15 protein-coding genes are annotated in these 18,171 nt (G+C 73.5%); 6 read left to right on the top strand and 9 right to left on the bottom strand.

Translation table 11 applies throughout. From position 1 onward, the window contains the following. Positions 1-3 precede the first annotated feature (3 nt). The 4 genes from nadC to ACZ63F_RS39940 are packed head-to-tail and all read right to left on the bottom strand — an operon-like array spanning position 4 to position 4,683. Positions 4-981 (bottom strand): carboxylating nicotinate-nucleotide diphosphorylase, encoded by a 978-nt coding sequence (nadC, locus tag ACZ63F_RS39955; protein WP_469718683.1) that lies wholly within the window; start codon positions 979-981, stop codon positions 4-6. Between the two features lie 5 nt (positions 982-986). Beyond that, complete coding sequence (locus ACZ63F_RS39950) at positions 987-2,735, bottom strand: L-aspartate oxidase (RefSeq protein WP_469718681.1); 1,749 nt, start codon at positions 2,733-2,735, stop codon at positions 987-989. Then, a complete protein-coding gene (gene panC, locus ACZ63F_RS39945) occupies positions 2,732-3,733 on the bottom strand; it encodes a pantoate--beta-alanine ligase (RefSeq protein WP_469718679.1) in 1,002 nt (333 codons plus the stop codon). Before panC ends, ACZ63F_RS39950 begins: the two co-directional genes overlap by 4 nt. Further along, positions 3,730-4,683, bottom strand: coding sequence for a Rossmann-like and DUF2520 domain-containing protein (locus ACZ63F_RS39940; RefSeq protein WP_469718678.1), 954 nt, complete (start codon positions 4,681-4,683; stop codon positions 3,730-3,732). The genes panC and ACZ63F_RS39940 overlap by 4 nt, the downstream gene beginning before the upstream one ends. A 176-nt stretch (positions 4,684-4,859) precedes the next feature. Between ACZ63F_RS39940 and ACZ63F_RS39935 the strand changes: the two genes are divergently transcribed. Further along, positions 4,860-6,065, top strand: coding sequence for a threonine aldolase family protein (locus ACZ63F_RS39935; RefSeq protein WP_469718677.1), 1,206 nt, complete (start codon positions 4,860-4,862; stop codon positions 6,063-6,065). Positions 6,066-6,133: 68 nt separating this feature from the next. Beyond that, a complete protein-coding gene (locus ACZ63F_RS39930; protein WP_469718675.1) occupies positions 6,134-7,234 on the top strand; it encodes a DUF5937 family protein in 1,101 nt (366 codons plus the stop codon). Positions 7,235-7,270: 36 nt separating this feature from the next. Here the strand turns inward: ACZ63F_RS39930 and ACZ63F_RS39925 are convergent, their stop codons facing one another. Both ACZ63F_RS39925 and ACZ63F_RS39920 read right to left on the bottom strand, forming a co-directional pair. Then, positions 7,271-7,942 carry a response regulator transcription factor gene (locus tag ACZ63F_RS39925; protein ID WP_351960923.1) on the bottom strand — a complete coding sequence of 224 codons (672 nt, stop codon included), beginning with the start codon at positions 7,940-7,942 and terminating at the stop codon, positions 7,271-7,273. A 99-nt stretch (positions 7,943-8,041) separates the two neighbouring features. After that, entirely contained in the window at positions 8,042-9,247 is a 1,206-nt protein-coding gene (locus ACZ63F_RS39920; RefSeq protein WP_469718673.1) for a sensor histidine kinase, read from the bottom strand. Positions 9,248-9,365: 118 nt separating this feature from the next. Between ACZ63F_RS39920 and ACZ63F_RS39915 the strand changes: the two genes are divergently transcribed. After that, positions 9,366-10,388 (top strand): SAM-dependent methyltransferase, encoded by a 1,023-nt coding sequence (locus ACZ63F_RS39915; RefSeq protein WP_469718671.1) that lies wholly within the window; start codon positions 9,366-9,368, stop codon positions 10,386-10,388. 29 nt (positions 10,389-10,417) lie between these two features. Here the strand turns inward: ACZ63F_RS39915 and ACZ63F_RS39910 are convergent, their stop codons facing one another. After that, positions 10,418-11,569 (bottom strand): NADH-quinone oxidoreductase subunit D, encoded by a 1,152-nt coding sequence (locus tag ACZ63F_RS39910; protein ID WP_352365586.1) that lies wholly within the window; start codon positions 11,567-11,569, stop codon positions 10,418-10,420. Between the two features lie 31 nt (positions 11,570-11,600). Between ACZ63F_RS39910 and ACZ63F_RS39905 the strand changes: the two genes are divergently transcribed. Continuing rightward, positions 11,601-12,104 carry a PH domain-containing protein gene (locus tag ACZ63F_RS39905; RefSeq protein WP_469718670.1) on the top strand — a complete coding sequence of 168 codons (504 nt, stop codon included), beginning with the start codon at positions 11,601-11,603 and terminating at the stop codon, positions 12,102-12,104. Continuing rightward, entirely contained in the window at positions 12,101-13,429 is a 1,329-nt protein-coding gene (locus ACZ63F_RS39900) for a PH domain-containing protein (RefSeq protein ID WP_469718669.1), read from the top strand. Before ACZ63F_RS39905 ends, ACZ63F_RS39900 begins: the two co-directional genes overlap by 4 nt. A 181-nt stretch (positions 13,430-13,610) precedes the next feature. Here the strand turns inward: ACZ63F_RS39900 and ACZ63F_RS39895 are convergent, their stop codons facing one another. After that, on the bottom strand, positions 13,611-14,846 hold the full coding sequence (locus ACZ63F_RS39895) for a hypothetical protein (protein WP_469718668.1): 1,236 nt from the start codon (positions 14,844-14,846) through the stop codon (positions 13,611-13,613). Positions 14,847-14,943: 97 nt separating this feature from the next. After that, positions 14,944-16,056 carry an alpha/beta hydrolase gene (locus ACZ63F_RS39890; RefSeq protein ID WP_469718666.1) on the bottom strand — a complete coding sequence of 371 codons (1,113 nt, stop codon included), beginning with the start codon at positions 16,054-16,056 and terminating at the stop codon, positions 14,944-14,946. A 224-nt stretch (positions 16,057-16,280) separates the two neighbouring features. Between ACZ63F_RS39890 and ACZ63F_RS39885 the strand changes: the two genes are divergently transcribed. After that, on the top strand, positions 16,281-18,092 hold the full coding sequence (locus ACZ63F_RS39885; protein WP_469718665.1) for a phosphatidylglycerol lysyltransferase domain-containing protein: 1,812 nt from the start codon (positions 16,281-16,283) through the stop codon (positions 18,090-18,092). The last annotated feature ends 79 nt before the right edge of the window (positions 18,093-18,171 follow it).

The following is an 18,171-nucleotide window of genomic DNA, read 5'->3' as shown; positions in this document are numbered from 1 at the left end:
GGGTCACTCCGCCTCGCGCAGGTCCAGGCCGATGTCCAGGATCGGCGAGGAGTGGGTGAGGGCGCCGACGGCCAGGAAGTCCACGCCCGTCTCGGCGTACGCCCGCGCGTTGTCCAGCGTGAGCCGCCCGGACGCCTCCAGGAGCGCGCGCCCGTCGACGATCGCGACGGCCTCCTCGCACTCCATCGGCGTGAAGTTGTCCAGCAGGATCAGGTCGGCGCCCGCGTCGACGACCTCGCGCAGCTGGTGCAGAGTGTCGACCTCGACCTCGATCGGCAGGTCCGGGAACGCCTCCCGTACCGCCTTGAAGGCCTGGCCGACGCCGCCGGCGGCGACCACGTGGTTGTCCTTGACCAGGGCTGCGTCGGAGAGCGACATGCGGTGGTTGACGCCGCCGCCGCTGCGCACCGCGAACTTCTCCAGGGACCGGAGCCCCGGAGTGGTCTTCCGGGTGTCACGCACGCGTGTCTGCGTGCCGTCCAGGGCGTCCGCCCACGCGCGCGTGGCGGTCGCGATGCCGGACAGCCGGCACAGGATGTTCAGCGCGCTGCGCTCGGCGGTGAGCAGGTCGCGGGTGCGGGTGGTGATCGACAGCAGTGGCTGCCCGGCCTCGACCCGGTCCCCGTCCTCGACGTGCCGCTCGACCTCGAACTCGTCGGTGCAGACCACGGAGACGACGGCCTCGGCGACCCTGAGGCCCGCCACGACACCGGCCTCGCGCGCGACGAAGTCGCCGGTCGCCACCGCCTCCTCGGGGATGGTCGCGACGGTCGTCACGTCCAGGCCGCCCGCCAGGTCCTCCTGGATGGCCACGTTGGCGACGTCCTCGACCTCGATGGGGTCGAGCCCGGCGGCGGCCAGCAGTTCGGCGAGCGCGGGGTCGAGCCCGCACTCCAGGTATTCCTCGTCGCCCTCGGCGCCACAGGCACAGCCGTCGCCGCAGCCGCCGCCGTCGGCGAGGGGAAGGTCGTTGGTGCTCACGTCTGTCACTGCTCCTGGTGTGGCTGGTGCGGCCGGGTAGGGGGGAAGTCTGCGGTGTCGGTGGTGCCGACGGCCAGCGTCCGGTCGGGATTCAGCCGTACGACGATGTGCCGGCCCCAGCGGGCGTCGTCGCGGTCGGCGTGGTCCTCGCGCCAGTGGCAGCCGCGGGTCTCCTCGCGGCGGCGGGCCGCCTCGACGAGCACGCGCGCGACGCACAGGAGGTTGGTGGCCTCCCAGGTGTCGACGCCGGGCTCGGCGGTCTTGCCGTTCTCGTCCAGGGCGTCGCGGGCGTCCGCGTGCAGCCGCTGGAGCTGTTCGGCGGCCCTGGCCAGGGACTCCTCGGAGCGCAGCACGCCGGCGCCCTCGGTCATGATCCGCTGGATGGCGAAGCGGGTCTCGGGGGCGAGCAGCGGGTGCGCGGGCTTCTCGGGGTGCGCGACCGGTACCGGCACGCGCGCGTCCAGGCCGTGGTCCGCGCGGGCCGCCGTGATGTCGGCGGCGATGCGCTCGGCGTACACGAGGCCTTCGAGGAGGGAGTTGGAGGCGAGCCGGTTCGCGCCGTGCACGCCGGTGCAGGCGACCTCGCCGCACGCGTAGAGCCCGGGGACGGTCGTGCGCCCGCGCGCGTCGGTGCGTACGCCCCCGGAGGCGTAGTGGGCGGCGGGCGCTATCGGGATGGGCTCGGTGACCGGGTCGATGCCGTTGGCCCGGCAGGCGGCCAGGATGGTCGGGAAGCGGTGCTCCCACATGTCGGCGCCGAAGTGCCGGGCGTCGAGGTACATGTGCTCGGCGTCCTGCTCCAGCATGCGCCGCGTGATCCCCTTGGCGACGATGTCCCGGGGCGCCAGCTCGGCCAGTTCGTGCTGCCCCACCATGAAGCGGGTGCCGTCCGCGTCGACCAGGTGGGCGCCCTCGCCGCGGACCGCCTCGGAGACCAGCGGCTGCTGGCCCTCCGCGTCCGGGCCGAGGAAGAGCACGGTCGGGTGGAACTGGACGAACTCGAGGTCGCTGACCTCGGCGCCGGCCCGCAGGGCGAGCGCCACGCCGTCGCCGGTCGACACCGACGGGTTGGTGGTCGCGGAGAACACCTGGCCCATGCCGCCGGTGGCGAGGACGACCGCGGGGGCGTGCACGGCGCCCACGCCGTCGTGCTGGCCCTCGCCCATGACGTGCAGGGTGACGCCGGCCGTACGGCCCTCGGCGTCCGTCAGCAGGTCCAGGACGAGCGCGTTCTCGAAGGTGCGCAGCCCACGCGCGCGTACCGCCTCCACCAGGGCCCGGGAGACCTCGGCGCCGGTGGCGTCGCCGCCCGCGTGCGCGATCCGGCGCCGGTGGTGGCCGCCCTCGCGGGTGAGGTCGAGCCCGCCCTCGGAGGACTCGTCGAAGATGGCGCCGGTGTCGATGAGCCGCCGAACCGCGCCGGGGCCCTCGGTGACGAGGATCCGTACGGCGTCCTCGTCGCAGAGGCCGACGCCGGCCACCAGGGTGTCCGCGAGGTGCTGTTCGGGGGTGTCGCCCTCGCCGAGGGCCGCAGCGATGCCGCCCTGCGCCCAGCGGGTGGAGCCGTCGTCCAGGCGGGCCTTGGTGACGACGACGGTGGTGAGGCCGGCGGCCTGGCAGCGCAGGGCCGCGGTCAGGCCGGCCACCCCGGACCCGACGACGACCACGTCCGCCGAGATGCTCCACCCGGGGGCGGGCGCGTGCAGGCGTATGCCGGTGCTGGTGCCGGTGCTGCTGGTGCCTGTGCTGGTCACGAGGCGGCTCCGAGGGTTCCGAAGGTGAGCGGAAGGTTGTCGATCAGCCGGGTCGTCCCGACCCGGGCGGCGACGGCGAGGACGGCCTCTCCGGTGAAGTCGTCGTCGATCTCGGTGAAGTCGGACGGGTCGACCAGGGCGAGGTAGTCCAGTTCGAGCGGCGGGTCGAAGTGGACGGCCTCGTCCAGGACCTGGCGGGCGGCCGCGCGGACCGCCGCGGCGGCGTTCGGCACGGCCTTGGCGACGGCGTGCGCGTCGGCGGCCGCCCGGGACTCGCCTATGGCGCTGAGCGCCTCGGCACGCGCCCGCGTGGACGGCACCTCCAGCGCCCGCGCGCGCAGCGCCTCCTGCGCCGCGTGCCGGTCGCGCCCGGCGAACAGCGCGCGGGACAGCGTGAGCGCCGTGCGCCGCTCGTCGACCGACAGGTAGCGGTTGCGGCTCGAGAGCGCGAGCCCGTCGGCCTCGCGCACGGTCGGTACGCCGACGATCTCGACGCCGAAGTTCAGGTCGCGCACCATGCGCCGGATCACGGCCAGCTGCTGGGCGTCCTTCTGCCCGAACAGGGCCGCGTCGGGCCGGGTGAGGTGCAGCAGTTTGGCGATGACAGTGAGGACGCCGTCGAAGTGCCCGGGGCGGGAGGCGCCCTCCAGGACCGTGCCCATGGGACCGGCGGTGACCCGCACCTGGGGCTCCCCGCCCGGGTAGACCTCGTCGACGGAGGGGGCGAACACCACGTCCGCGCCGGCCTGCTCGGCGATCTTCAGATCGGCGTCCAGGGTGCGCGGGTAGCGGTCGAGGTCCTCGCCGGCACCGAACTGGAGCGGGTTGACGAAGACCGTGACGACGACCTCTCCGTCCGGGCCCGCGATCTCGCGCGCGGTGCGGATCAGGGTGGCGTGGCCCTCGTGCAGGGCGCCCATGGTCATCACGACGGCGCGGCGGCCGCGCCGCACGCGCGCGTGCAGTTGGTCGGCGGTGCGCAGCAGGGCGGTGCTCATCGGGAGTTCCCCTCGGTGCCGTTGGAACCGGTCGTGCCGTTGCCGCCGTCGCCGTTGGCGAGGACGCCGAGCAGGTCCTCGGCGAGCTCCGGCTTCAGCAGGCCGTGCGCGAGCGCCCGGTCGGCGGTCGCACGGGCCATCGCCAGGTAGCCGTCGACGGCCTGCGGGGCGTGCCTGCGCAACTCCGTGACGTGCGCGGCGACGGTGCCCGCGTCCCCGCGCGCGACCGGCCCGGTCAGCGCCGCGTCACCGAAGCGCAGGGCGTTGTCCAGGGCGGCGCCGAGCAGCGGCCCGAGCATCCGGTCGGGGGCCTCCACGCCGGCGGTGCGCAGCAGCTCCATGGCCTGCGCGACCAGGGTGACCAGGTGGTTGGCGCCGAGGGCGAGGGCCGCGTGGTAGAGCGGGCGGTTCTCCTCGAAGATCCACTCCGGTTCGCCGCCCATCTCGATGACCAGGGCCTCGGCGGCCAGCCGCAGCTCCTCGGGCGCGGTGACCCCGAACGAGCAGCCCGCCAGCCGCTGCACGTCCACGGGCGTCCCGGTGAAGGTCATCGCCGGGTGCAGGGCCAGCGGGAGCGCGCCCGCGCGCAGGGCCGGGTCCAGGACCTTCGCGCCGTACCGCCCGGAGGTGTGCACGAGCAGCTGGCCCGGGCGCACGGCGCCAGTCTCGGCGAGACCGGCGACCAGGCCGGGCAGGGCGTCGTCGGGGACGGTCAGCAGGACCAGGTCGGCGCGCTGGAGGACCTCGGCGGGGGGTACCAGCGGGACGTCGGGCAGCATCGCCTCGGCGCGCCGCCGGGAGGCGTCGGAGACCCCGGAGACGGCCACCGGACGGTGCCCGGCGAGCTGCAGGGACGCGGCCAGCGCGGGACCCACCCGGCCGGCGCCGACCACGCCGACGGTGAGCCGCGCGGGGCGGTCACTCGGGTCTGGCTGTTGGACTGTACTCACGCGAGGGTGGCCTTCCCGTTCCAGTCCGCTCTGGGTACCGGACGATTTCTCGTCATGTTAACGCTATCCGGTCCGGGGCCGATCGGTCGTCCACAGGCTGTGGGTGACGGATCACACCGGCGGTGGGGAGAAAAATGACGGGCCCCCGGCCGCCGTGCCACGGCATCATCCACGGCATGAGTGATACGGCCACGGGCCAGGACGAGCAGCCGAAGGAACCCCTGTCCGCGGAGGACCGGATGCGGGAGCGGCGCGCCGCCGCCTACCGGGAAGCCACCCGCGTCCTCGCGCGCGTGGGCGCGCGCGCCTCGCTCCGCGAACGGCTCGCGGGGCTCCAGGAGGCGGCTCCCGGGGTGTACGACCTGGACGAGCCGTCGGACGTCTACGGCAACGGCGTCGTGGCGGCCCTGGAGCGGCGCGTGGCGGCCGTGCTGGGCACGGAGGCCGCCGCGTTCTTCCCGACCGGCACGATGGCCCAGCAGGTCGCCCTGCGCTGCTGGGCGGCCCGTACCGGCAACCCCACGGTCGCCCTGCACGCGCTCGCCCACCCCGAGGTGCACGAGCGCAACGCCTTCCGCGAGGTGGCCGGCCTGCGCACCGTGCGCCTCACCGGCGAGCCCCGGCTCCCCACCGCCCAGGAGATACGCGACTTCCCGGAGCCCTTCGGGGCGCTGATGCTGGAGCTGCCCCTGAGGGACGCCGGTTTCGTGCTGCCCTCCTGGGAGGAGCTCACGGAGCTGGTGGAGGCGGCGCGGGAGCGCGACGCGGTGGTGCACTTCGACGGCGCGCGCCTGTGGGAGGCCACCGTCCACTTCGGGCGCCCGCTGTCCGAGATCGCGGACCTGGCGGACAGCGTCTACGTGTCGTTCTACAAGTCCCTCGAGGGCTTCGGCGGAGCCGCTCTGGCAGGCCCGAGACTCCTGGTCGAGGAGGCGAAGACCTGGCGCCACCGCTACGGCGGCATGATCTTCCAGCAGTTCCCTGCCGCCCTCGCGGCCCTGGCCGGCCTGGACCGCGAGCTGCCCCGCCTCCCGGACTACGTCCGCCACGCGCGCGTGGTCGCCGCGGCCCTGCGGGACGGCTTCACCGAGGCGGGCGGCCCCTGGTCCCGCATCCACCCCGAGCCACCGCACACCCACCAGTTCCAGGTCTGGCTGCCGTACGACGCCGACGTTCTGCTGGAGACGGCGCTGCGCCAGGCCGAGGAGACCGGCACCTACCTCTTCCCCGGCTTCTGGGAGCAGAAGGGCCCGGGCCTGTCGATGACCGAGGTGACGGTGACGGAGGCGGGCCTGCGGTGGTCGCCGGAGGACGTACGGGCGGCGGTCGCGGACTTCGTGGGACGGCTGCCCGGAACACCGCGAGCCGAGGCGCCCCTTTAGGGGCGCTGGGGGTCACCCCCATAGGCGCCCGGCCCAACCCACACCGTGGCACCGTGCACGATGGGCGTATGAGCGTACGTATCGACATCGCGGAGCTGCGACCGGAGCGGGTCACCATCGTGCCCTCCCCGCTCGCCGAGCTCGGCATGGCGCTGCACGCCCTGTCCGAACCCGGCCACCACCCCGGCCTGCAGGGCTGGGCGACCGGCGTCACCGCCCGCATGGAACCGCATCTGGCCGACCGGATGTGCGAGGCGGACTTCCTGTGGCGGACGACGTTCTCGGACCTGTTCCTGCCGTACGCGGCCGTGCCGGGCGCCCTCCCGGCCGGCACGCTCGCGGCGGAACTCGACCAGCTGGACAAGCTGACGGACGAACAGTTCGTGGACGCGGCCCTGGAGTTCGCGTGCGTGCTCACGTACTCCACGCGGGCGCCGGCGCTCCTGTCGGATCATCCCGGGCGCCGCAGGGCGCTGGAGGCGGCCGCCTTGCGCGGCCCGCAGCAGGCCCGGTTCGCCCGGCGGCTGCTGGAGGACCCGCCGGGCGTGCGCGCGTGGCTGCGCCGGTTCCTGGAGGACTGCGCCGCGGCGTTCTTCGACGACGCCTGGTCGCGGCTGCGCACCAACCTGGAGGCCGACGCCCGCCACAAGACGGAGCTGCTGCGCCGCAGGGGGCTGGCCGAGGCCCTGGCGGCGGTCTCGCCCGCCGTGACACTCGACGGGACGGGCGCCCGGATCACCGTGGACAAGCTCACCGACGGCCACGCGCGCGTGGCGGCCGACGGCCTGCTGCTGGTGCCCACCAGCCTGGGCCGGCCGCATCTGATGGTGCTGCACCGCTACGGCTGGCAGCCGGTGCTGCACTACCCGGTCGGCTCGCCGGAGCTCGCCCCGCCCGCGTCCGTGGAGGAACTGACGCTGCGGATGGCGGCGCTGTCCCATCCCGTGCGGATGCGGCTGTGCCGGCATCTGGCACGCAGCGCGTACACCACCGGCGAGCTGGCCCAGATGCACGGCCTGTCGGCACCGGAGGTGTCCCGGCACCTGGGCGTGCTCAAGAAGGCGGGCCTGGTCACGACGCGTCGCCGCGGCCGGTACGTCCTGCACCAGCTGGACGTCACCGTCGTCGCCCGCCTCGGCAGCGACTTCCTGGAGGGGATGCTCCGCTGAACGCTGCGCGGGAAGGGGCGCGCTGCCCGGCGGGCGTCAGCCGTGGCCGCCGCCCGCCCGCACCAGCCCCGTCTCGTAGGCCAGCACGACCACCTGTACGCGGTCGCGGAGGCCGAGCTTGGTCAGGATGCGGCCCACGTGGGTCTTCACGGTGGCCTCGGACAGCACCAGCCGGCTCGCGATCTCGCCGTTCGACAGGCCCTGCGCGACCAGCACCATCACCTCGCGCTCGCGCTCGGTGAGCCGGTCCAGCTCCTGGTGCCGGGGCTCCCCGGCGGAGGGCAGCATGGGCGCGAAGCGGTCGAGGAGGCGCCGGGTGGTGGAGGGCGCGACGACGGCGTCGCCGCTGTGCACGGAACGGATGGCGGCCAGCAGTTCGCCCGGGGGCACGTCCTTGAGCATGAAGCCGGATGCGCCCGCCTTCAGCCCCGAGAAGGCGTACTCGTCGAGGTCGAAGGTGGTCAGGATGAGCACCTTGGGCGCGTCCGGCTGCTCGCAGATGCGGCGGGTGGCCTCCACACCGTCCAGCTTGGGCATGCGCACGTCCATCAGGACGACGTCCACGGCGGTGGACGTCAGCACCTGGAGGGCCTCGACGCCGTCGCCCGCCTCGGCGACGACCTCCATGTCCGGCTGGGCCGCGAGCACCATCCGGAACCCGGTGCGCAGCAGCACCTGGTCGTCGACGAGCATCACGCGGATCGTCATCGGGTCCTCTTCCGTTTCTTGTTCTTCTCTTGTTCTTCGTCGTGTTCCGCCCCTCGGCCTGGGGGCGTGACAGGTGTCAATCGGGGGCGTGCGTCTGCGTCAATGCGCCGGTTTGAGCGGCAGCAGGGCACTGATGCGGAATCCTCCGCCCGGGCGGGGGCCCGCGTCGAGGGTGCCGCCCACCATGCCGACGCGTTCGCGCATGCCGATCAGGCCGTGCCCCTGGCCGTCGGCGCCGCCGTCCTCGTACATCTCGTGCGGGGCGCCCTTGCCGTCGTCCTCGACCAGCAGGCCGAGTCCGTCGTCGAAGTAGACCAGCCGCACGCTGGCGCCCGCGTTGGGGCCGCCGTGCTTGCGGGTGTTGGTCAACGCCTCCTGCACGATCCGGTACGCCGTGAGCTCGACGCCGCTCGGCAGCGGGCGCGGGGTGCCCTCGACCTTGAAGTCGACGGGCAGGCCTGAGGTGCGGCACTGCTCGATGAGGTCGTCGATCTGCTCGACGTCGGGCTGCGGGACGTACTCGCCGACCTCCTTGTGCTCGCCGGTGCGCAGCACGCCCAGCAGGCGGCGCATCTCGGCGAGGGCCTGGCGGCCGGTGGAGGAGATCGTCTCCAGGGCCTTCTTCGCCTGGTCGGGGGCGGCGTCCAGGACGTAGGCGGCGCCGTCGGCCTGGACCACCATCACCGAGACGTTGTGCGCGACCACGTCGTGCAGCTCGCGTGCGATCCGGGCGCGTTCCGCGGCGACCGCGACCTTGGCCTGCGCCTCGCGCTCCTTCTCCAGCCGGGCGGCGCGCTCCTCCAGCTGCGCGAAGTAGGCGCGGCGGGTGCGCATGGAGTCGCCGAGCACCCAGGCGAGCACGAACGGCACGGTCTGGAACAGCACGATCGCGACGTGCCCCGGGAAGCTCGCCTCCTGCTGCGGCCACCGGATCTGCGCCAGGGGCGCGGCGCCCAGCCCGGCGTAGAGGCCGAACCGGGACGCCCAGCGGGCGCCGACGGCGGCGTTCGTGCAGACGATCACCAGCATGGCGAAGTTGGCGAGGGTCGTCTCCACGTCCAGCACCAGCTGGGCCAGGCCGGTGGCCGCGGCCAGCAGCAGCATCGGCTCCGGGAAACGGCGGCGCAGCGCGACGACGACGCTCATCACGACGGACACGGCCAGCATGGCGGGCCTGGATCCGTGGTGCGCCTGGGCCTCACCGAGCTTCCAGATGCTCGCGCCGGAGAGCCCGAGCAGGACGACGGCCCAGAAGCTGTCGACCCATGTCGGGTGCCTGCGGAGGAAGTCATAGAGGCGCTGCACGTAACCCAGAGTAGGGAAGCGTGATAGGTGCAGGGGTCAACCGGAGGACCGATCCCTGTTCCGCAGGCGTACTCCGCAAGGTGGAGAAGGTGATCACCTGTGCGCCTAGTCTGGCCCGGTGACGGATGAGGCGACGCGAGAGACGGCGGACGACGCCCGTGGCTGGCGTGCGGCCACGGAGGCGGCCCTGTACGGCCCCGGCGGCTTCTACCGCCGGCCGGAGGGCCCGGCCGGGCACTTCCGCACGTCGGTGCATGCCTCGCGGCTGTTCGCCGAGGCCGTGGCCGAACTGCTGTGCCGGGTCGACGAGGCCCTGGACGGCCCCGAGGAGCTGGACTTCGTCGACATGGGCGCCGGCCGGGGCGAACTGGTCACCGGCGTGCTCGCGGCCCTGCCGGCGGGCGTGGCGGCCCGCACGCGTGCGTACGCCGTCGAACTCGCCGACCGCCCGCCGGGCCTGCCCGACCGGATCACCTGGCTGACCGAGCTCCCGCGCACCGTCCGGGGCCTGCTCTTCGCCAACGAATGGCTGGACAACGTGCCGGTCGAGGTGGCCGAGGTGGACCCGGCCGGAGTGCCCCGGCTGGTGCACGTCCGCCGGGACGGCACCGAGCTGCTCGGCGAGCGGGTGTCGGGCGCGGAGGCGCAGTGGCTCGCGCGGTGGTGGCCGCTGGGCGCCGAACCGGGCCTGCGCGCGGAGATCGGGCTGCCCCGGGACCGGGCGTGGGCGTCCGCCGTCACCAGCCTCCAGCGGGGTCTCGCGGTGGCCGTGGACTACGCGCACACCGTGGACACGCGCCCCCCGTTCGGGACGCTCACCGGCTTCCGCGAGGGCCGCGCGACGGCCCCCGTGCCGGACGGGGCGTGCGACATCACGGCGCATGTGGCGCTGGACGCGTGCACGGCGCTCGACCCGGCGCTCAGGCTGCCCGAAGCGCTCCTGTGCACGCAGCGCGACGCCCTGCGCGCCCTCGGCCTGGTCGGCGCCCGCCCCCCGCTCACCCTCGCCTCCACGAACCCCGCCGCATACGTGCGCGCCCTGGCGACCGCGGGCGAGGCCGCCGAACTCACCGCCCCCGGCGGCCTCGGCGACTTCCTCTGGCTGCTCCAGCCGGTGGGGATCGAGGACACGCTGATCTAGCCGCTCACGTCGCGCGCTCTCCCTCACCCTTACTTGTCGATGTCCCCCACCACGAAGAACAGCGACCCCAGGATCGCGACCATGTCCGCCACCAGCGTCCCCGGCAGCAGTTCGGTCAGGGCCTGGATGTTGTTGTAGGACGCCGAGCGCAGTTTCAGCCGGTACGGGGTCTTCTCGCCCTTGCTGACGAGGTAGTAGCCGTTGATGCCGAGAGGGTTCTCGGTCCAGGCGTAGGTGTGGCCCTCGGGTGCCTTGAGGACCTTGGGGAGCCGCTGGTTGATCGGTCCCGGCGGCAGGTCGGCGAGCCGGTCCAGGCAGGCGTCGGCCAGGTCCAGGGCGTTGTGGGTCTGCTCCAGGAGGCACTCGAAGCGGGCCAGGCAGTCGCCCTCGGCCCGGGTGACGACCTTCAGGGTCTCCTGGAGCTCGCCGTAGGCCAGGTAGGGCTCGTCCCGGCGCAGGTCGAAGTCGACGCCCGAGGCGCGTGCGATGGGCCCGCTCACGCCGTACGCGTGCACGGCCTCCGGCGCGAGGACGCCCACGCCCCGGGTGCGGCCGCGGAAGATCTCGTTGCCGAGGACCAGGTCGTCGAAGACGTCCATGCGGGAACGCACGTCGGCCACGGCTGCACGCGCGCGTGCGGTCCAGCCGGCCGGCAGGTCCTCCTTGAGGCCGCCGACACGGTTGAACATGTAGTGCATGCGCCCGCCGGAGACCTCCTCCATGACGTTCTGCAGCTCCTCGCGCTCGCGGAACGCGTAGAAGACCGGGGTGATGCCGCCCAGCTCCAGGGGGTAGGAGCCGAGGAACATCAGGTGGTTGAGGACCCGGTTCAGCTCGGCGAGCAGGGTGCGGGTCCACACCGCGCGGACCGGTACCTCCATGCCGAGCATGCGCTCGACGGCGAGGACCACGCCCAGCTCGTTCGAGAAGGCCGACAGCCAGTCGTGGCGGTTGGCGAGCATGATGATCTGCCGGTAGTCGCGGGCCTCGAAGAGCTTCTCCGCGCCCCGGTGCATGTAGCCGATCACCGGCTCCGCGGAGACGATCCGCTCGCCGTCCAGCACCAGCCGCAGCCGCAGCACGCCGTGCGTGGAGGGATGCTGGGGGCCGATGTTGAGCACCATGTCGGTGCTCTCGGCGGCGCCGCCGATCCCGACCGTGGTCTGCGTCGTAGGCGTCATGGACCCAGTCTCCCCTACGTACGCTGGCCCCATGGAGACGGGGAGCGCCGCCGGCGCCGAGACCACGGGGACCGAGCCGGTCTGGACGGGGCTGCCGCCCGGCCTGCTGCGGATGCGCCGGCTGCTGCTGGTGGTGTGGCTGGGGCTGCTCGCCCTGGCCCTGGGACTGCTGCCCGGCCTGCTCGCGGGCCCGGAGTGGGCGGCCCTCGCGCTGTTGCCGCTGGCCGCGCTGGCCTGGGGCTGGGTGCTGCTGGGCCGCAACTGGCGCTCCTGGCGGTACGCCGAGCGCGCCGACGACCTGCTGATCACCCGCGGGGTGCTGTGGCGCGAGGAGACCGTGGTGCCGTACGGGCGGATGCAGCTGGTGGAGGTGACCTCGGGGCCCGTCGAGCGGCACTTCGGGCTCGCCACCGTGCAGCTGCACACCGCGGCCGCGGCCACCGACGCGACGATCCCCGGCCTGGACCCGGCCGAGGCGGAACGGCTCCGCGACCGGCTCACCGAGCTCGGCGAGGCCCGATCGGCGGGACTGTGACCGCGCCGGGCGTCGAGGGCGCCATACGCGCGGGCAAGGCCGCCGGCGAGCGGCGGCTGCACCCGGTGACGCCGTTCCGGCGGGCCTGGGCGCCGGTCGCGGTGCTCACCGGCTGGGCGGTGCACGACCCGAACCAGGCGCAGGAGCAGCTGACGAAGCTGACCACGACCATGGTCCTGGGCGGGCTCGCCGCCCTGGTCACGGCGGGTGCCCTGTACGGCTTCCTCACCTGGTGGTTCACCTACTTCTCGGTGACCGACAGCGAACTGCGCATACGCACGGGCCTGTTGTTCCGGCGCACCGCGCACATCCGCCTCGAGCGGATCCAGGCCGTCGACGTCACCCAGCCGCTCCTGGCACGCGTGGCGGGCGTCGCCAAGCTGCGGATAGACGTCGTCGGCACGGACAAGAAGGACGAACTGGCCTTCCTCGGCCAGGGCGAGGCGCGTGCGCTCCGCGCGGAACTGCTCGCGCGCGCCGCCGGGTTCGCGCCGGAGACGGCGCACGAGGTAGGCGAGGCGCCGGCGCACGAGCTGATGCGGGTGCCCCCGGCGAAGCTCGCGCTCTCGATCGTGCTGACGGGCGCCACCTGGGGCTCCCTGGCCGCCGCCCTCGTGGCCCCGCCGCTCCTCTGGCTGGGCACCCACAGCGTGTGGACGGTACTCGCGACCGCAGTGCCGCTGCTCGGCGCGGCGGCCACGACCAGTGTGGGGCGGTTCGTCGGGGAGTACGACTGGACGGTCGGCGAGTCCCCTGACGGACTGCGCATCGACCACGGGCTCCTCGACCGCACGCACGAGACGGTGCCGCCGGGGCGGGTGCAGACCGTGCGGATCGTGGAGCCGCTGATGTGGCGGCCGCTGCGCTGGGTGCGGGTCGAGCTGGACGTGGCCGGGTCGGCGAACTCGGTGCTGGTCCCGGTCGCGCCGCGCGCGGTCGCCGAGTCGGTCGTCGCGCGCGTGCTGCCCGGTGTGACCGTGCCCGGTGAGCTGCTGCGGCCGCCGGGGCGGGCCCGGTGGTGCGTGCCGCTGTGGTGGCGCGGGTACGGGCTCGCGGTCACGGAGGCGGTGTTCGCGGCGCGGCACGGGCTGCTGCGCCGGAAGCTGTCGCTCGTACCGCACGCCAAGGTCCAGAGCGTACGGCTGACCCAGGGGCCCTGGGAGCGGCTGTGGCGCGTCGCGGACGTTTATGTGGACACCGGGGCGAACAAGACCGTGACGGCCCGGCTGCGGGGCGCTGAGGAGGCGGCGGCGCTGCTGCGGAAGCAGGCCGAGCGGTCACGGACGGGCCGCCGGACGGCGCGGCCGGACCGCTGGATGGCCTGACGGCCGGTCCGGCCGGTGGTCGGGTGCGGGTGAGTGGGGGCTGGTCGCGCAGTTCCCCGCGCCCCTAAAAGCAGGTCGCTGCGGTGAGCGCCCCTTCAGGGGCGCGGGGAACTGCGCGACCGGCCACGACGGCGCCGCACCCGACCACCGGCCGTCCCCGGCGCAGGACCGGGCCGCATGTTCAGGACGCGGCGCTGCGCAGGCCGCCGAGGTTGATCTGTTCCGTCTCGTCGTGCGCGGTCAGGTCGATGACCTGGCTGACACCTCGCGCCTGCGCGGGCTTGAACTCGGCCTCGGACTCGGCCTTGTGGAGCGCGAGCGCCTCCTGGCCGACGACGTCCGCGAGGTCCTCGTTGTGCATGGCGTCCAGGCCGCCCGCGGGCGAGCCCTTCTGGGTGCCGAAGAAGTCGAAGCCGCCGGTGACCAGCGGGCGCGGGATGGGCGCGGCCGGCAGCACCGCCACCGCGGTGGGCACCGTGAAGTGGCCCGAGGGCTGCACGGAACGGGCGGACGGTGCCGTCGTGGGGTGGGCGTCCTGCTCCGCCGGCGCCGGGGTGGTGTCCTCCGCCTCCGGTCCGGCCGTGGTGGCGGCGGCCGCACGCCCGTGCCCGTCGGCCGCCTCGGGCTGCCCCTGTGCCTCGTCCTCCGGCGCGCTCTCGCCCGCCGGGGCGGCCTCGGTCCCGGCGGCCGTCTCCGCCGCGCCCTGAGCCTCGGCGCCCGCGTCGGTCCCGTCCTTCGGAGCGTCCTTCTCGTCGAACCGGGCCAATGCCACCTTGGCCCGGAGGAACAGCTTGGAGCCTTCCGGCGAGAAGATCGCGGGCGCCGTCTCCTCGACCGTCAGCGCCTCGGACCCGTCCGCGGCCTTGCCCTCGGCCTTCTCCGCGGTCTTCTCCTCGGCGGGGGCCGCGGACTGCTCCGCCTCCTCCGCCTTGCGGGGCGCCGGGAGCGCGTTCGACGGTTCGGCGGCCTCGATCTCCAGCAGGCGGCGGCCCTCCAGGGCGCTCGCACGCTCCGTCTCGGCGGTGGCGTAACGGCGCAGCAGGGACGCGTGCTCGTTGCGCAGCCCCGCCAGCTCCGACCGCTTCGCGCGCAGCCGCTGCTCCAGCTTGGCGCGCAGCTCCCGCGACTCCTCCAGGTCGGTCTCCAGCTCGGCGATCCGCTCCTCGTGGCGCCACTCGTCGCTCGCACGCGCGCGTGCGAGGTCGGCCACCTGCTTGCCCGCCTCGCTGTCCCAGCGCCGCATGACGGCGGCGCCGACGGCCGCGGTGGCCGCGGCTATCGCGGCCAGGGTGCGCAGCACCGTGGGTTGGGAGAACAACCAGGGGCCCAAGGCGCAGACGAGGGAGACACCGGCGATCGCCGAAGGAGGCAACAGCCTGTGCAAAGGCGGGGAATGACGGTGGCGTCCACGTGGCATGGCCAGAAACTTACCGCGCGTAGGCGAATCGTGGTGCCCCGGCCCGTAAAAACACAGCGACAACGAAGTCCGCACACGGTACCGGCAGAGCCCGGACTCAGCCGCCGCTCAATCGGCCGCTGAGCCACTGGAGGGTCGCGGGGATCTCGCGGCGCCAGGTGTTGAAGTTGTGGCCGCCGCTGTCGAGGATGATCGACGAGATCCGGGTCCGCTCGGTGGCCTCCACGCTCGCGATGAATTTCAGCGTGGCCTTGTAGTTGGTTTCCCCGACTTTGCTGCTGGTGACCAGCAGGGAGGTGTCCGGGGCCGGCTCGTGCTTCAGGAACCACCACAGGTCCGCGCGGTGCTCGAGATTCCGGTCGCCGTGGAAGAGGTCGCCGGTCGTGGGGTCGAGGGGCGCCTTGTACGACGGGGAGAGCCCGGCCGCGGCCGCGTACACGCCGGGGTGGTGCACGGCGAGCTTGAGTGCGCAGTACCCGCCGGTCGAGTCGCCGACGATGCCCCAGCCGCCCGGCTTCACGGCGGCCCGGTAGTGCGCGCGCACGGCGTCGGGCAGGTCCTTGGCGAAGAAGGTCTCGGTCTGCGGCCCGTGCGGGACGTCCACGCACTCGGTGTCCCGGGGCGGCGCGACCGTGGGGCGCAGCATCACCAGGATCGTCGGCCGCATCTTCCCGTCCCTGACCAGGTGCTGCGCGGTGCGCGGATAGTACAGCTTGTCGACCAGCGCGCTGGCGGTGCCCGGATAGCCGCTGAGGACGACCACCACCGGGAACGTCCGCGTGCGGTACTGCGGCTGGAAGTACTCCGGCGGCAGGTACACGTACGCGGGCGTGGTGATGTGCGTCGTACGGCCGACTATGCCGACCTGCTGGATCTGACCGGCCGTGCGGGGCAACGAGCCGCCCATGCCGTGCACCTCGGAGGTGGACATCACCTGGAGCGGGCCGGCCGCGTGGTCGACGACGACGCCCTGGTCGGTCTCCGTGCCGAGCAGGTCCGCCCAGCTCGCGTAGAAACCGAAAGCCTGGTTGACCGCCACCCCGACGCACGCGAAGAGTGCCAGCTGGGTGGCCAGCAGAAGACCGACACGGCCGCTGACGGCCCGCCAGTCACGGCGGGCGAGCCGGGGCCACAGCCACACCGTGCCTACGAACAGCAGTACGGCGGACAAGATCGTCAATGCCAGCAGTTTATTACTCGTGAGACCCATGAGGTGCTTCCTGCCTGCGCTTTCCCCCGTGACCTCCGCTGCTTTCAGCGAGGCTTGCCCCGGGCTTTCCCTGGCCTTTGAACCGGCTTTCCGGTGGGGAGTGAACCTCTCCCCCCGAGACACCGTCCTAGAGGGCGCAATGTCGCCGGATGCCCGAATCGGGCCCGGATCCAAGGTCTCTCGCAGAACTACGGGATGCGATGTCTGTCAGGATAGATGGGGAAATGTCGGGCGAGGTTCCGAGCCGATCAGGCCGGGCGCGGCGCATAGTCCGTGGCCCGCGCCCCGAGGCCGTCCCCGCCCTGGTCGGCAGGGCGTGCGCGGTCGTGGGCGTCCTGGACATCGCCGCGGGCGTGTTCCCGCGCTTCCGTCACAGCCGTATGCACGCCATCGCCGAGGTGCTGCCGGGCTCGCTCGGCCCGTTCGCCGCGGCGCTCTCGCTCAGCGTCGGCGTGCTGTTGCTGCTGCTCGCGCACGGGCTCAAGCGGCGCAAGCGCCGGGCCTGGCGGGCCGCGGTCGCTCTGCTGCCGGCCGGTGCGGTCTCCCAGTTCGTGTACCGGCACTCGGTCATCGGCGCGCTGATCTCGCTGGCCCTGTTCGTGCCGCTCGTGATCCATCGTGACGAGTTCAAGGCGCTGCCCGACCCGCGCAGCAGGTGGCGCGCGCTCGCCAACTTCGTCCTCATGAGCGCCGGTTCGCTCGCGCTCGGCCTGGTCATCGTCAGCGCGCACCCCAAGCGCACCATCGGCGACCCCAGCCTGGCCGACCGCATCACCCACGTCCTGTACGGCCTGTTCGGCTTCGAGGGCCCCGTCGACTACGAGGGCTCCACCTCCTGGACGGTCGCCTTCTCCCTCGGCGCCCTCGGCCTGATCACCGCGGTCACCACCATCTACCTCGCCTTCCGCCCCGAACACCCCGCCGCCCACCTCACCGAGGAGGACGAGACCCAGCTGCGCGCCCTCCTGGAGAAGCACGGCGCCCGCGACTCCCTCGGCCACTTCGCGCTCCGCCGCGACAAGGCGGTCGTCTTCTCCCCCAGCGGCAAGGCGGCGGTCACCTACCGCGTCGTCTCCGGCGTGATGCTCGCCAGCGGCGACCCGATCGGCGACGTCGAGGCCTGGCCCGGCGCCATCGAACGCTTCATGGACGAGGCCAAGGCCCACTCCTGGACCCCCGCCGTCATGGGCTGCTCGGAGACGGGCGGCGAGGTGTGGACCCGCGAGACCGGCCTGGACGCCCTCGAACTGGGCGACGAGGCGGTGGTGGACGTGGCGGATTTCTCGCTCGCCGGACGCGCGATGCGCAACGTGCGCCAGATGGTCAAGCGCATCGAGCGGGCCGGCTACGAAACCCGGGTACGGCGCATCCGTGACCTCGGCGAGGCCGAACTCGACCGCATCCGCCGGGCTGCCGAGGACTGGCGCGGCACCGACACCGAGCGTGGCTTCTCCATGGCGCTCGGCCGCATCGGCGACGCCGCCGACGGTGACTGCCTGATCGCCACCGCCCACAAGGCGGACGAGACGCCCGGCCAGTACGGCGACCTCAAGGCGATCCTGCACTTCGTGCCCTGGGGCACCGACGGCGTCTCCCTCGACCTGATGCGCCGCGACCGCTCCGCCGACCCCGGCATGAACGAACTGCTCATCGTGGCCGCCCTCCAGGCGGCCCCGAAGCTCGGCATCACCCGGATCTCGCTCAACTTCGCGATGTTCCGCTCGGCGCTCGCCCGCGGCGAGAAGATCGGCGCCGGACCGGTGCTGCGCGCCTGGCGCGGACTGCTGGTGTTCCTCTCCCGCTGGTTCCAGATCGAGTCGCTGTACAAGTTCAACGCCAAGTTCCAGCCCCGCTGGGAGCCGCGCTTCGTGGTCTACCGGGCCTCCGGCGACCTCCCGCGCATCGGCCTCGCCGCCATGCAGGCCGAGGGCTTCGTCAGCCTCGCCCTCCCGCTGCCCCGCTTCCTGCGCCGCCAGGCGCCCACTCCCCGCCCCTGCGCCCACAGCATCGCCGAACAGGGTGTACGGGCGGCCTGACCCCCTGACCGGCCCGAGCGGACGCCCGCCCCCTCCAGCCCTGAGGGCGCCGCTCGGGCCACGGGGCTGGCCACAGGGC

The organism is Streptomyces sp. NPDC104761 (genome assembly GCF_055583445.1).
Note: the sequence above shows the minus strand (reverse complement) of the source record. Positions and strands in the feature narration are given on the sequence as shown.

Bases quoted from the DNA above. Each gene is read 5' to 3' on its own strand.
- ACZ63F_RS39925 (WP_351960923.1), bottom strand. From the start codon at position 7,942: ATGACGATCCGCGTGATGCTCGTCGACGACCAGGTGCTGCTGCGCACC.
- ACZ63F_RS39935 (WP_469718677.1), top strand. From the start codon at position 4,860: ATGAGTGATACGGCCACGGGCCAGGACGAGCAGCCGAAGGAACCCCTG.
- panC (WP_469718679.1), bottom strand. From the start codon at position 3,733: ATGAGCACCGCCCTGCTGCGCACCGCCGACCAACTGCACGCGCGCGTG.
- ACZ63F_RS39890 (WP_469718666.1), bottom strand. From the start codon at position 16,056: ATGGGTCTCACGAGTAATAAACTGCTGGCATTGACGATCTTGTCCGCC.
- ACZ63F_RS39905 (WP_469718670.1), top strand. From the start codon at position 11,601: ATGGAGACGGGGAGCGCCGCCGGCGCCGAGACCACGGGGACCGAGCCG.
- ACZ63F_RS39885 (WP_469718665.1), top strand. From the start codon at position 16,281: ATGTCGGGCGAGGTTCCGAGCCGATCAGGCCGGGCGCGGCGCATAGTC.
- ACZ63F_RS39930 (WP_469718675.1), top strand. From the start codon at position 6,134: ATGAGCGTACGTATCGACATCGCGGAGCTGCGACCGGAGCGGGTCACC.
- ACZ63F_RS39910 (WP_352365586.1), bottom strand. From the start codon at position 11,569: ATGACGCCTACGACGCAGACCACGGTCGGGATCGGCGGCGCCGCCGAG.
- ACZ63F_RS39895 (WP_469718668.1), bottom strand. From the start codon at position 14,846: ATGCCACGTGGACGCCACCGTCATTCCCCGCCTTTGCACAGGCTGTTG.